Raw genomic sequence first — 266 nt, forward strand, 5'->3', positions numbered from 1 at the left:
TTAGATCCTGCAAAAGGCAGGCAGAGAATGTCAATAAGTGAATTTGAAAGGCATTATTCAAATATCATTTTAACATTTAAAAAGTTAGATAGCTTTATGTCTCGTAAAGATAATAAGAAGTCGCCTGTTTTAAAGTATTTTTTTAAGTATAGGAATAAGCTAGGGATTTTATTTTTTGTAACAGCATTATTGTATGTAATACAATCATTAGTACCTATAGCTAATAGATACATAATTGACACGAATTTCAAGGACGATTCGTATTC

1 pseudogene is annotated in these 266 nt (G+C 28.6%); it reads left to right on the plus strand.

Annotated elements, in window-relative coordinates:
* Positions 1–266: pseudogene (locus tag LK536_RS58780) on the plus strand (hypothetical protein); the annotation flags it as partial.

Source organism: Clostridium pacaense (assembly GCF_020709765.2).
Lineage (GTDB): Bacteria > Bacillota > Clostridia > Lachnospirales > Lachnospiraceae > Enterocloster > Enterocloster hominis.